At 65.9% G+C, this 12,704-nt stretch carries 9 protein-coding genes and 1 pseudogene; 2 read left to right on the plus strand and 8 right to left on the minus strand.

All coding sequences use genetic code 11. The annotated features are described in order from the left end of the window. Positions 1-352 precede the first annotated feature (352 nt). Positions 353-3,547 (minus strand): efflux RND transporter permease subunit, encoded by a 3,195-nt coding sequence (locus BLT59_RS20520; RefSeq protein ID WP_091784650.1) that lies wholly within the window; start codon positions 3,545-3,547, stop codon positions 353-355. Positions 3,548-3,652: 105 nt separating this feature from the next. Next, positions 3,653-4,912: an efflux RND transporter periplasmic adaptor subunit gene (locus tag BLT59_RS20525; RefSeq protein WP_091784653.1), complete on the minus strand. Its 1,260-nt coding sequence runs from the start codon at positions 4,910-4,912 to the stop codon at positions 3,653-3,655. An 88-nt stretch (positions 4,913-5,000) separates the two neighbouring features. On the opposite strand from BLT59_RS20525, the gene BLT59_RS20530 reads away from it, so the two are divergent. After that, the gene (locus BLT59_RS20530; protein ID WP_091784656.1) at positions 5,001-5,600 is read left to right on the plus strand and encodes a TetR/AcrR family transcriptional regulator; all 600 of its coding nucleotides are present in this window, start codon (positions 5,001-5,003) and stop codon (positions 5,598-5,600) included. Between the two features lie 114 nt (positions 5,601-5,714). Here BLT59_RS20530 and BLT59_RS20535 read toward each other — a convergent pair whose 3' ends face one another. From BLT59_RS20535 to BLT59_RS20545, 5 genes are all read right to left on the minus strand, one after another. Further along, entirely contained in the window at positions 5,715-6,512 is a 798-nt protein-coding gene (locus BLT59_RS20535; RefSeq protein ID WP_244514072.1) for a Rossmann-fold NAD(P)-binding domain-containing protein, read from the minus strand. A 7-nt stretch (positions 6,513-6,519) separates the two neighbouring features. Further along, positions 6,520-6,771: an NAD-dependent epimerase/dehydratase family protein gene (locus BLT59_RS31905; protein WP_348272293.1), complete on the minus strand. Its 252-nt coding sequence runs from the start codon at positions 6,769-6,771 to the stop codon at positions 6,520-6,522. 23 nt (positions 6,772-6,794) lie between these two features. Continuing rightward, the gene (locus BLT59_RS31410) at positions 6,795-6,944 is read right to left on the minus strand and encodes a hypothetical protein (RefSeq protein ID WP_175544078.1); all 150 of its coding nucleotides are present in this window, start codon (positions 6,942-6,944) and stop codon (positions 6,795-6,797) included. After that, positions 6,938-8,329 carry an L-serine ammonia-lyase gene (locus BLT59_RS20540; protein WP_091784659.1) on the minus strand — a complete coding sequence of 464 codons (1,392 nt, stop codon included), beginning with the start codon at positions 8,327-8,329 and terminating at the stop codon, positions 6,938-6,940. The genes BLT59_RS31410 and BLT59_RS20540 overlap by 7 nt, the downstream gene beginning before the upstream one ends. A gap of 260 nt (positions 8,330-8,589) precedes the next feature. Beyond that, complete coding sequence (locus BLT59_RS20545) at positions 8,590-10,980, minus strand: hybrid sensor histidine kinase/response regulator (protein WP_091784662.1); 2,391 nt, start codon at positions 10,978-10,980, stop codon at positions 8,590-8,592. Positions 10,981-11,653: 673 nt separating this feature from the next. On the opposite strand from BLT59_RS20545, the gene BLT59_RS20550 reads away from it, so the two are divergent. Further along, entirely contained in the window at positions 11,654-12,385 is a 732-nt protein-coding gene (locus BLT59_RS20550; RefSeq protein ID WP_091784665.1) for a Crp/Fnr family transcriptional regulator, read from the plus strand. Here BLT59_RS20550 and BLT59_RS31910 read toward each other — a convergent pair. After that, positions 12,381-12,683 (minus strand): annotated as a pseudogene (locus BLT59_RS31910) (NADH-quinone oxidoreductase subunit D); the annotation flags it as partial. The gene BLT59_RS20550 and the pseudogene BLT59_RS31910 overlap by 5 nt on opposite strands. Between the last annotated feature and the right edge of the window lie 21 nt (positions 12,684-12,704).

Here is a 12,704-nt window from a genome sequence, read left to right on the forward strand (position 1 = left end):
AGCAATCAAACGCGCTCCGTGCGCGACCTGCCATCCGCCGGTCCTGCAAGATTCTGTCAGGTCGCAATCAGAACCGAACGATAGTCTCTTCTGCAGATCTGCTCAGAGCTTGGCGAGATCGAGCAGCTTGCCAAGTGGTCTGCGGCCACGTTCGGCAACAATACTCAGCGCGTGAAGATCTTGAATGGTATGCACTTTTTGGAATCGGTGTCGTCGCTTCAGGTTCAAGCTTTGATGCCGCCGCAGGCCCGGAGACACGGACGTCCTGAGGGTCCGAGAACGGGGCGGTTCCGAAGAGGACGGATTGGGCGTGCGCCAAACGGGTCGGGATCCGGCCGACCCGCTGCATCGGCTACGCGGCTTCCGCGATGCTGCTTTCAGATAGAACAGACGTGCTGTTGCCATGCTGCTTGAGGGGCCTGTTGCCGCTCAACCGACGCAGCAGCACGTAGAAGACCGGCGTCAGGAACAGGCCGAACGCAGTCACGCCGATCATGCCTGAGAACACCGCGACGCCCATCGCGCGTCGCATCTCCGAGCCGGCGCCCGTCGCGGTCACCAGTGGTAGGACACCCATGATGAAGGCCATCGACGTCATCAGGATCGGACGCAGTCGGAGGCGGCTCGCCTCGATCGCCGCCTGAAGCGGCGTGCGACCGGCGAATTCCAGCTCGCGCGCGAACTCCACGATCAGGATGGCGTTCTTGGCCGAAAGGCCGACCAACACGATGAGGCCGATCTGCGTGAACACGTTGTTGTCGCCTGCCGACAACCATACACCGAACATGGCGGCCAGCAGGCCCATCGGCACGATCAGCAGGATCGCCAACGGAAGGGCGAGGCTCTCATACTGCGCGGCCAGCACGAGGAAGACCAGGAGCAGCGCCAGCGGGAACACCCAAACCCCGGAATTGCCCGCGATGAATTCCTGATACGTAAGATCCGTCCATTCAAAGGCGAAACCGCGCGGCAGAGTCTCGGCCGCGATGCGCATGGCGGCGGCCTGAGCCTGACCTGACGAATAGCCGGGCGCTGCACCGGCATTGATGTCGGCTGACAGGAAGCCGTTGTAGCGCATAGCCCGCTCTGGGCCCGCGGTCTGGCGGACGCGCAGCAGGGCTGAGAGCGGCACCATTTCGCCGGTGCCGGCCCTGACTTTCAGCAGCCCGACATCGTCCGAGCGCGCTCGGAAGGGCGCGTCGGCCTGGACACGCACTGAGTAGGTCCGGCCGAACTTGTTGAAGTCGTTCACATAGAGAGATCCGAGATAGATCTGAAGCGTGTCGAAGATGTCCGTGACCGGTATGTTGAGCTGGCGAGCCTTCGTCCGATCGACGTCGGCGAAGAGCTGCGGCACGTTCATCTGGAAGCTGGAGAACAATCCGACGAGTTCGGGCGTCTGGGCGGCCTTGGCCATGAACGCCTTGGTGGCATCATTCAGCGCCTCGTAGCCGAGGCCGGCCCGATCCTCGATCTGCAGCTTGAAGCCGCCGATGGTCCCGAGCCCGTTGACGGGCGGTGGCGGGAACATCGCGATGAAGGCTTCGGGAATTGCGGCGTATTTCCTGTTCAGCGACTGGGCGATGGCCGCTCCATTCAAGGAGGGATCCTTGCGCTCGTCGAAAGGCTTCAAGGTCGAGAACACGATGCCCGAGTTGGAGCTGTTGGTGAACCCGTTGATCGAGAGGCCGGGGAAAGCGACGGCGCTCTCGACGCCGGGCTCCTTGAGCGCAATCTCGCTCATGCGGCGGATCACCTCTTCGGTCCGGTCGAGGGTGGCGCCGTCGGGCAGCTGCGCGAAACCCACGAGGTATTGTTTATCCTGCCCCGGCACGAAGCCGCCTGGGATCTGGCGGAACAGAACGGCGGTCAGGCCGACGAGCAGGACATAGAGGACCATCATCGTCGCCTTGCGCGACACGACGAAGCCGACGCCGCTTCCGTATCCGTTCGAGGCCCGCCCGAAGGCGCGGTTGAACCGGCGGAAGAACCAGCCGAGGAGCCCGTCGAGAATTCGGGTCAGCCGGTCCTTCGGGGCGTGATGATCCTTCAGCAGGAGGGCGGAGAGGGCCGGTGAGAGGGTCAGGGAGTTGATGGCCGAGATCACCGTCGAGATCGCGATGGTCAGAGCAAACTGCTTGTAGAACTGGCCGGTGAGCCCGCTGATGAAGGCCAGCGGCACAAAGACGGCGACGAGCACCAGCGCGATAGCGATGATGGGCCCCGAAACCTCACGCATGGCCTGGTAGCTGGCTTCACGCGGTGAGAGCCCGCTCTCGATGTTCCGCTCGACGTTCTCCACGACGACGATGGCGTCATCGACGACGATGCCGATCGCGAGCACCAGGCCGAAGAGGCTCAGCGCGTTGATCGAGAAGCCGAAGACATGCATCACCGCGAAGGTGCCGACGATCGAGACCGGCACGGCGAGCAGCGGGATGATCGAGGCCCGCCACGTCTGCAGGAACAGGATCACCACAAGGACGACGAGGGCGATGGCCTCCAACAGGGTGTGGATCACCGCCTCGATGGAGGCGCGCACGAACTGGGTCGGATCGTAGACGATCTGGTAGTCCACACCCTCCGGCATGGTCTGCTTGATCTCCGCCATGGTGCGGCGGACCTCGTCCGAGATGCGGATCGCGTTCGAGCCGGGAGATTGGGAGATCGGGATCGCGACCGCCGACTTGTTGTCGAGGAGGGATCGGAGGGCGTAGTCGGAGGCTCCGAGTTCGATCCGCGCGACGTCGCGAAGCCGGGTGATGGCGCCGTCTGCTCCCGTCTTGACGACGATGTCGGCGAATTGCTCCTCGCTGCTCAGGCGACCCTCGGCATTGAGCGAGAGCTGCAGATCGATGCCCGGGACGGCCGGTGATGCGCCGATGACACCGGCGGCGGCCTCGACGTTCTGGGCCTGGATCTCGCGCACGACGTCGCCCGCGGACAGGCCGTGCTCGGCGACCTTCTGCGGATCGAGCCAGATCCGCATCGCATAGTCGCCCGAACCGAAGAGCTGCACTTGGCCGACGCCATCGAGGCGGGCCAAGCGGTCCTTGATGTTCAGCACCGCATAGTTGCGAAGGTAGGTCATGTCGTAGCGGCCATTGGGCGATACGAGATGAACGACCATCGTCAGGTCGGGAGAACTCTTCACCGTCACGATCCCGAGCTGGCGCACGACCGCCGGCAGCCGCGGTTCGGCCTGCGAGACACGGTTCTGGACGAGCTGCTGGGCCTTATCCGGGTCGGTGCCCAGGCGGAAGGTGACGGTCAGCGTCATGATGCCGTCCGTCGTGGCTTGGCTCGACATGTAGAGCATGCCCTCGACGCCGTTGATCTGCTCCTCGATGGGCGTCGCCACAGTCTCGACGATGACCTTTGGGTTCGCGCCCGGGAAGGTCGCCCGGACGACTACGGACGGCGGCACCACGTCCGGATACTCGGAGATCGGCATCGCGAAGAGCGAAAGCAGGCCGCCGATGAAGATGAGCATCGAGAGCACGCCCGCGAAGATCGGGCGGTCGATGAAGAATTTGGAGAGGTTCATGCCGCCCTCCGAGGGCGCGAGGTCAGAGGTCGATAGGGCGGCCGCGAGCGGGTCGCCGTAATCATTGCGTCGGGACTTCTGGTCGGCCGGGCGAGGCGCAGTCCGTCAGCGCTGGGCGAGCTTGCTCGTCCCGGACGCGGTACCGTCCGGACGCGTTCCCATCGCCACAGCTTCGGGGTGCAGGAGGGTGCCGGGCCGGATGCGCTGCAGCCCGTTGACCACGATACGCTCGCCGCCGGACAGGCCGGAGGTCACGACGCGCAATCCCTCGACGGCCCTGCCGAGGGTGACGGCCCGAAACATGGCTCGGTCGTCCGCGCCGACCACGAGCACGAACTTCTTATCCTGATCGGTGCCGATCGCGCGCTCGTCGACGAGGAGAAGGCGCTCCGGTGCGGCCTGACCGAGCCGCATTCGCGCGAACTGCCCGGGGATCAGGCGGCCGTCGCTGTTGGAAAAGGTCGCGCGCACGCGAACCGTGCCGCTGCGGGCATCGACCTTGTTGTCGATGAACTGCAGATGCCCCTTGGCCCGCGTGCCATCGGCCGTCGCCATCTCCACGGGGATGCGGTCGAGCTTGCCGCGGCCACCGGCCGGATCCGCGATCGACGCCAGCGCCTTCAGGACGACGCCCTCGTCCGCATCGAAGCTCGCGTAAACGGGGTCGACCGAGACCAGCGTGGTCAGTACGGCAGCCCCAGCGCCGGTCGCCACGAGGTTGCCCGGCGTGATCTCGCGCCGTCCGACGCGACCGCTCACGGCAGCCCGGACTTGAGTGTAGCCGAGGTTCAGGCGTGCCGCCTCCAGCGCCGCCTGCGCGGCATCAAGGCTCGCCTTCGCTTCCTTGAACGCGTTGGCTCGAACGTCGAGATCGCGCGCCGTGACGATATGCTGATCCGACAACCTCTGCCCGCGTTCGAGGTCGCTTGCCGTCATGGCAACGCGCGCCTCGGCGCCCGCTACCTGAGCTTCCAGCCGCCGGACCTCCGCCGCGTAAGGTGCGGGATCGATTGTCACCAGCACGTCCCCGGCCTTGACCAGCTCGCCTTCCGCGAAATGCGTGGCCTGGATCGCGCCGCCGACTCGGGCCCGCACCTCGATGCGATCGACCGCCTCTAGCCGGCCCGAGAATTCGTCCCAGAGGATGACGTCGCGCGGTTCGACGGTCGCGACCGAAGCCGGCATGGCGGTCTCGACGGGCGGCGTAGCCGCAATCGCCTGACTGCCCCTGATCAGCGACGTGGGCGCGACATGGTAGGCTGCCCCCAACAGGGACGCGATCGCGAGCCCTCCGGCGGCGAAGCGCCTGACGCGTGCGAGACCCTGTATGGAACGAGGCTGGGATTCCACGAGCGACTCCGACATCTGTATAGATCGCTACACATGTCGGCATGGACGCAATGCGTCAAGTGACTTATCTACCACTCGATACAAAAGTTGGAGTGTGCGGACAATGGTGATGGGGCGGCCCCGGTCCTTCGACACGGACAAGGCCCTCGACGAGGCGATGGAGGTGTTCTGGCGGCACGGCTACGACGGCGCGAGCATCGCCATGCTGACGAAGGCCATGGGCATCAAACCGCCCAGCCTCTACGCGGCGTTCGGCAGCAAGGAGGGCCTGCTCAAGGCCGCCCTCGATCGTTACGCGCAGCGGCGCTCGGAACACATGCGCTTCGTTCTGGCAGGGGCCACGGCGCGCGACGTGGCCGAGCGCTTCCTGGGCAGCATCGCCGAGAGCCATACCGATCCCGCCAATCCGCCCGGTTGCCTCCTGGTCCAGGGCGGGCTCGCCTGCGGGGCCGGCTCGGAGAACATCCCGTTCGAATTGGCAACCCGGCGCGCGCAGACGGAGACGGAGCTCCGCGAGCGATTCCTTCAGGCCAAGCAGATCGGGGATCTACCGGCGGAGGCCGACCCGGCTTCACTGGCGCGGTTCCTATCGACCGTTGCCTCGGGCATGGGTGTCCTGGCGTCCTCGGGCGCCGACCGCGAGGCGCTTCGGGAGGTCGCCCGCGTATCTCTGCAAGCTTTCACAGGAAGCCGATCCCCATGAGGACCAGGACAATTGGCTGACGGTCCTTCGTCGTACCACCAGCGTATCCTCGTGGGTTACGTCGAGGCCAATCAGGTCAAGCCGAGGATTGTCCTGCCACCGGAGCCCTTGGTCCTAGCGCGGCAGCACCTTCGCCTCTTGCAAGCGGCGAATAGCAGCGACCAAGGCCTCGACGCTGTCCATGCTCTCACCGAAACCCGCGCGCCGGATCTTGCCCATGTCGGAGACCAGATCGAAGTCGCTGTGAAACACGAAATCGCCGAAGCTCCAGCCGACCGCCCTCTCGAAGGGCAGGTCGCTCAGGCCCTGTTCTGCCGCTAGTCGCGTCCAGACCGGCTTCTTGCTCGCCATGTGGATGGCCAGGCGCATCGGAACCGGCGGCCCGACCGGCAGATCGAGCGCGGCGCCAAGCTTCTCCCAGACCCGTCGCCACCGGAAGGGCTCGTGCACGTAGTTGAAGGCCTCACCGCGCGCGGCATCGGACGTCGCGGCCCAGAGGCTTGCCCGGCTGAGGGCGCCGGAATCCGTCACCTGGGCAAACACACCCTCGTAGACGTGGGCCGGCCCCGGGAAACGGAATGCGGCGCCTTCCACCCTGCACAAGGCGGCGTAGGCGCCGATCACCGTGGCGATGTTCATGGCGTTGCCGGCGGCATCGCCAACCACCACGTCGGGACGGAGGATAGACCAAGCCGCCCCGCCGCGATCCGCCCGACTCCGCAACTCATCTTCTTGCGTGAAGTAGAAGTTCGGCCCGATGTGGCGTGGGTTCTCGTCTTCGTAGAACGGCGCTGGAACCGGGCCGAGATGGACACCGTAGACCTTCGCGCCCTGATATAGAACCACGCGCTCCAGAGGGGCGCCGACCGCTTCCAGTCCGTCGAGAAGGTTGCGCAGCATCGCGCCGTTCACGCGGTCCTCATCGGCAAGGCTCGGCCGGGGGTGCGAGAGCGGCATAGAACAGATGGGTGGTTTCGCGGGCCTGAGCGAGGGCGGCGCGGGTCGCTTCTGGATCAGTCAGATCAGCCGCAATGGCCTCGCTCGATCCGTGCGGCCGCCGTGAGAGGGCACGCGCGTGCCAACCCTCCGATGCCGCAAGTTCCTGCATCAGCGCTTTGCCGATGATTCCGTTTGCGCCCGCAACCAGGGCTGTTCGGAGCTCTGCCATCATCGCTCGCGTGGGTGCTGTGGGATCTACGGGCTCGGCTGCGCCGCCCCGGTCTCGGTCGGACGCACGACGAACGTGCGATCAACCCACGGCAGCCAGGTCTGTTCAGGGGCCGGTACGTTCTCGCGCTCCGCTGCAGCGAGCATGAGCAGGCACACCGCGCTGATCGTCAGCATTCCGGGAGGTTCACGGCGAGACCGGCCAAGCTCGTTTCCTTGTACTTGGTGCTCATCTCCTCGCCGGTCTGCCGCATGGCCGCGATGCAATTGTCGAGCGGCATGAAATGGGACCCGTCGCCGCGCAACGCGAGCGATGCGGCCGCGACGGCTTTCGTGGCTCCGATGCCGTTCCGCTCGATGCAAGGCACTTGGACCAAGCCCGCGACCGGGTCGCAGGTCATTCCGAGATGGTGCTCCAGCGCGATCTCGGCGGCGTTCTCGACCTGCGCGGGCGTGCCGCCGAGTACGGCGCACAGGCCGCCCGCCGCCATCGCGCTGGCGGAGCCGACTTCGCCCTGGCAACCGGCCTCCGCGCCCGAGATCGAGGCGTTGTGCTTGATCAGTCCGCCGATGGCTGCGGCCGTCAGCAGGAAATCCGAAACCCGGGCCGGGTCGGCGCCGATGCAACGGTCCAGATAATACCGGATCACGGCTGGAACGACGCCCGCGGCACCGTTCGTCGGCGCCGTCACCACCTGGCCGCCGGCCGCATTCTCTTCGTTGACCGCCATCGCATATACGCTCAACCACTCGGTCACGCTGTGAGGCTGCGCCCTGTTCGAGCCTTGTTCGCTCAGAAGCTGGTCTCGTATGCGCTTGGCCCGACGCCTGACGCGCAGGCCGCCGGGCAGCTCCCCTTCGCGCGACAGACCACGCTCGATGCAGCCGTCCATGGTCTGCCAGATGCGTGCAAGACCCGCCTCGATCTCGGCATCCGAGCGGCCGACGGCCTCGTTCGCGCGTTTCATGCCGGCGATCGACAGGCCGCTCTCCCGCGCCATGCGCAGCATGGCGGCCGCGGACTCGAATGGGTAGGGCCAGAGCCGCGGATCGGAAGCCTCCGAGGAGGGCGGGAGACCCACGTCCCGTTCGGCGGCCGTCAGGATGAAGCCGCCGCCGATCGAGTAGTAGGTTTCGGACAGGATCTGTGCGCCCTGGGCGTCGAAAGCCGTGACGATGAGGCCGTTCGAATGTCCGGGTAGCGGGGGCCCGAAATCGAAGACGACTGCGGTCAACGGGTCAAAGGTGAGTGCCGGCAGTCCCGGCGGGGCCAGGCGCTTGCTGACGCGAAGCTCCGCAAGCTGACGCTCGGCCTCGTCCATCTCGATCGTGGCGGGTCGGTAGCCGAGGAGGCCGAGGGCCACCGCCCGTTCTGTGGCATGCCCACGACCCGTAAAGGCGAGAGAGCCGTACAAGGTCACGCGGATTGCTTCGGCCGCTTGGCTCGCGCGGTCGGCGCGCAGCAGGTCCAGGAAGTCGGCCGCTGCCGTCATCGGTCCCATGGTGTGGGACGAGGACGGTCCGATGCCGAGCTTGAACACGTCGAACACACTGAGGAACATCAGGATTTCTCGTCGCAGCCGGGATGCGCAGCCGCTGCATCTTGGCTCGCATCTTGGAGGGCTTCACCTCGTGCCGATGCATGCCTCTGGCCAGTTGCGGCGGTCTGCTGACCGGATCAGGCCTACCGAGCCTGCATGAGGCTTTATCGCTCAGCATCGGGTCAGGCGTCACTCCACCAACCGGCTGGACCGCCCAAGCGCCGAGATCGAGCGCCGGATCAATCAGCCAGAGGGAGCAGATCGGACGCCCGGAATCGGCGCTAACCGAGTTGCTGGCGGGATGTGAGCCTGCGCACCTGAAGCGCCGTTGCGATCGTCTGCCTCAGGGTGTCGGGCGTATAGGGCTTCACGACGAGAGAGGCGCGCAGGAAGGCAGCGTCGGACCCGACACCCTTGTCGCCCGACGCAAGAATCACACACACCTCCGGCTGGCGAGCCCGCACTGTCTTGGCAAGTTCCAGGCCGGAGATGCCCGGCAAGCCGACATCCGTGAGGAGGACGTCTATGCTGTCGACTTCCAGCACCCTGTAGGCTTCTTCCACGCTGCCCGCCTGTCGAACGCGGCAGCCGATATCGATCAGCATCTCGGTCGTCGTGCCCCGGATGACCGAATCGTCCTCGACCAGCAGCACGGTCGCGCCCTTCACGGCGTCCCGGTCCAGAGGCCGGGTGTCGGTTCGAGCAACCGTTTGGCGCTGAGCCTGGTTGGCAAGCACATGCCTGACCTTCCGCGCAAGCGCTTCGCGCGTGTAGGGTTTGCCGAGCAGGTCAACGCCGGGATCGAGGCGTCCGCCGTGCACGATGGCGTTCTGCGTGTATCCAGACGTGAACAGCACCGCGAGATTGGGCAAACGTTGCTTGGCTTTGCGCGCCAACTCGGGGCTGCGCAAGGCGCCAGGCATCATCACGTCGGTGAAGATCAAGTCGATGGGCAGGCCGCTCTCGACGATCGCCAGCGCACTCGCGGCATCTCGCGCCTTGAAAACCCGGTAGCCGAGTTCACCCAGCATGGAGACGGCGACCTCGCGAACCTCGTCGTCGTCCTCGACGACCAGGATCGTCTCGTCGCCCCCACCGATCTCCACAGGCGGCGTGGCGACGAGGGCGTCCTCCTTGTCCATCGCACGCGGCAGGTAGACCTTCACGGTCGTGCCTGCACCCACCTCGCTGTAGATCTTGATGTGCCCGCCGGATTGCTTCACGAGACCATAGACCATCGCGAGGCCGAGACCGGTACCCTTATCCTCCGGCTTGGACGTGAAGAACGGCTCGAAGACCCGCTCGAGCGCGTCCTGAGGGATGCCCACGCCGGTATCGGTCACCGCCAGCAGCACGTACTGACCCGGCGCGACGTCGTCGTGACCCCGCGCATACGCGTCGTCCAGGAAGGCGTTGCTCGCCTCGACGGTCAGGCGGCCATGGCCGTCCATCGCATCGCGGGCGTTGATCGCGAGATTGAGGACAGCGTTCTCGATCTGGTCGGGATCGACGAGGGTGTTCCACAGCCCGCCCGCCACGACGGTCTCGATCTCGACTTCACCGCCGAGTGCGCGGCGAAGCATGTCGTCCATGCCCTGGACCAAGCGGCCGATATTGACGACCTTCGGCTCCAGCGGCTGGCGCCTGGCGAAGGCGAGCAACTGCGATGCGAGCTTCGCCCCGCGCGCCACCCCGGCCATGGCGTTCTGCACCCGCGTTTCGGCGCGGGGATTGCCGGCGACGTCCTTGCTGAGCAGCTGCAGGTTGCCGCTGATCACCTGAAGCAGGTTGTTGAAGTCGTGGGCGATGCCGCCCGTGAGCTGACCGACAGCTTCGAGCTTCTGCGAGCGCAGCATGGCCGCCTGAGCCTGCTGCAGTGCCTCTTCCGCCCGGCGGCGCTCGGTGATGTCGCGGGTAACCTTCGCGAACCCGATCAGCTGACCACCATCGTCGCGTATCGCGTCGACGGTAACGTGCGCCCAGAACGTGGTCCCGTCCTTGCGAACCCGCAGCCCTTCGTTCTCCCAACGGCCCTCACGCGCAGCCGTGTCCAGCCCGAGTTGTGGCAGGCCGGCATCGCGGTCAGCTTGCGTGTAGAAACCGGAGAAATGATTCCCGATGATCTCTTCCGGACTGTAACCTTTGATCCGCTGTGCGCCGGCATTCCAGCTTGCGACCTCGCCACGCGCATTCAGCATATAGATCGCGTAGTCTTTCACGCCCTGGACAAGCAGTCGGAACTGCTGCTCACTCTCCCGAAGCTTCGCCTCGGCGGTTCTCCGCTCGGTGAGGTCGCGGGTGATCTTTGCGAACCCGATGAGTTCGCCGTCCGGCGACCTGATCGGGTCGATGATGACGTGGGCCCAGAATTGCGTGCCGTCCTTGCGTACGCGCCAACCCTCTCGCTCGAAGCGCCCCGTCTGGGCTGCCTCGTGCAGCGCTCGCGCTGGCACGCCCGCGGCGCGTTCAGCGTCTGTGTAGAAGGCCGAGAAGTGACGGCCGATGATCTCCTCGGCCGCATAGCCTTTGAACCGCCTGGCGCCCGGGTTCCAGCTTGTCACATGACCGTCGCGATCCAGCATGTAGATCGCATAATCCGTGATCGCCTCGACCAGCAGCTTGTAGCGGCCCGCCGCAATGTCCGCTGTCTCGATGATACCTGGACGTTCCATCTAGCTCTCGTGGCCAGCTTCGCCGGGCCGGAAACGGCTCGGCCCAAGCAGCCGTGGCGCGAACTCGGCCGGCGCAGGTACCCTCCAGCGGCCTGTGGGCTGCTTGGCCTATCTGCTGCCGAAGTGCGGCGCACTAACGCATGTCAATCGGAGCGAGGGTCCGGCACCTGCGCCACTGGCCCCGGTATCGGGCTCAAGATGCAGGTGGATCGGGTCGCCACACGTGTCTGCGTCATGTCCAGCCGGCCTGGTCGAGCGGAGCCGAGTGGACGGCGGGGATCGGGACTCCGCGGGGCCGAGCGGGTTGGAGAGCCCTCATCGGCTTGCCGGCCGGCAGGCGACAGGAGGCTCCGAGCCCGTTGCCGCCGCTCAATGCACATGGCGGCGCCTCAAAGGCAGATGCCGCGAGCGCTCGGTCGCGTAGCCGAAGCCGTGCCGTGCCTGAAAATTCCTGACCGGTGGCTGCGATCCTGAAGGAGGAGCGGCCGAGGTAAGGGCGGATGATGCCACGGCTGGCGCGGGGAGGCGTCTTCGCGGAACCGGCCCAACCTTCACGGGTCTATCGAGCAGACCTCTTGACGCAGCCTTCGTTCAGACCGCTCGATCCACCTGTCCGATCGATCTGTCCAGCATGGGCGCGCCCATACGATGTTAGGAAGGGCGGACGCTTGCGATGGGTCTGACGAAGTTCGAGAACCGCTTGCTACAGGCGCTGCCGTCGGGCGATCTGGAGCAGCTTCTGTCACATCTCGAACGTGTGGAGGTCGAGAAGGGTGATGTCCTGGCCTCGGTCGGCGAAGTCTTGGAGTTCGCCTACTTCCCGGAGGGCGGCCTGTCGTCGAACATCGCGGTCACGCACGAGAACCGCAGGATCGAGGTCGGCTGCTTCGGCTTCGAAGCGATGGTCAGCACCGCGACGGTGCTTGGCTCGGATCGCACGCCCCACGAACTGATGGTGCAGGTTGGCGGGCCGTGGCTCCGGATCAAGGTCGAGGCTCTGCAGGCAACCATTCGCCAATGTCCCGCCCTGCACGACCTGCTGTTGCGGTACACGCATGTGCTCGTGATGACCCTGAGCCAGACAGCGATGTCCAACGCGATCTTCTCGATTGAAGAGCGGTTAGCCCGCTGGATCCTCATGGCGCATGATCGCCTGGACGGAGATGAGCTGCTGCTGACGCACGATTTCCTGGCGATCATGCTCGGCACGACGCGCTCTGGCGTGACCCTCGCGATGCAGGCGCTCGAGGGTCACGGCGCCATCAGCGCCAAGCGGGCGCGGATCATCGTTCAGGACCGGGCGATCCTCTGCAAGCTTGCGGGCGCGAGCTACGGTCCGGCCGAGGCCGAGTATGAGCGCTTGATCGGCCCCTTCCGGTGCAAGACCGCGCCCGCGGCCGGATGAGCGCCTCCATCGAGCGCTTCATCGCCCGGCGCGGCGGCGGCGCGAACGTGCCGTCGAGGGCCGCGATCGGCTCCTGGCCGGCGGGCTCGCGCAGCTTGGCGACGCACTGCTTCATGATGCGCACCGACTGGCGCATCTCCTCCATGCGGATCACCTGCCGGTCGTAGGTGTCGCCGTTCTTGCCCACGGGGATGTCGAATTCCATCTCCTCGTAGCACTCGTAAGGCTGCGCCTTGCGCAGGTCCCACGGGATGCCCGAGCCGCGCACCATCACGCCCGAGAAGCCCCACTCCATCGCCTGTCGACGCTCGCGGCCTTC

Origin of the sequence: Methylobacterium sp. UNC378MF, from assembly GCF_900103195.1 — a bacterium.
Classification (GTDB): domain Bacteria; phylum Pseudomonadota; class Alphaproteobacteria; order Rhizobiales; family Beijerinckiaceae; genus Methylobacterium.